This is a genomic window from Pseudomonas sp. 05N434 (assembly GCF_056396965.1).
The window spans coordinates 1-787 of the sequence record NZ_JBFTMK010000986.1; the positions used below are offsets into that span (position 1 = coordinate 1).

Consider the following 787-nt stretch of genomic DNA (forward strand, 5'->3'; position numbering starts at 1 on the left):
GAACTGACCAGCTTGTTCATCGACAAAGGTCCGACCGTGCTGGTGCGTAACGCCGACGGCCGGGTCGATGTACTGGAAGATGAAAACCCGGGCGCGTTCTACAAAGGCCCGATGGCGCTGCTGGTCAACCGTTTGTCCGCCTCGGCGTCGGAGATCTTCGCCGGTGCGATGCAGGACTACCACCGTGCACTGATCATCGGCGGCCAGACCTTCGGCAAAGGCACCGTGCAAACCATTCAGCCGCTGAACCATGGCGAACTGAAACTGACCCTGGCCAAGTTCTACCGGGTTTCCGGCCAGAGCACCCAGCATCAGGGCGTACTGCCGGACATCGATTACCCGTCGATCATCGACACCAAGGAAATCGGCGAAAGCGCCCTGCCGGAAGCCATGCCGTGGGACACCATCCGTGCGGCCATCAAGCCGGCGGTCGACCCGTTCAAACCGTACATCACGCAGCTCAAGTCCGAGCATGATATGCGCTCGGCCAAAGACGCGGAGTTCGTGTTCATCCGCGACAAACTGGCCCTGGCCCAGAAGCTGATGGCCGAAAAAACCGTCAGCCTCAATGAAGCCGACCGTCGTGCACAACACGCCGATATCGAAGCCAAGCAACTGGCCATGGAAAACATCCGTCGCAAGGCCAAGGGTGAAGAGCCGCTCAAAGAGCTGAAGAAAGAAGACGAAGATGCCATCGCGGCCGAGCCAGACAAGACCAAGCCAGAAGACGACGCCTACCTGAGCGAGACCGGGCGGATTCTGCTGGATTACTTGAAACTCAACACTG

Annotated in this window: 1 protein-coding gene; it reads left to right on the forward strand. The window is 59.2% G+C overall.

Features of this window, described 5'->3' with window-relative positions; all coding sequences use genetic code 11:
- On the forward strand, window positions 1-787 hold a 787-nt coding region (locus AC1DLB_RS31235; RefSeq protein ID WP_477786434.1), incomplete at both ends, for a carboxy terminal-processing peptidase.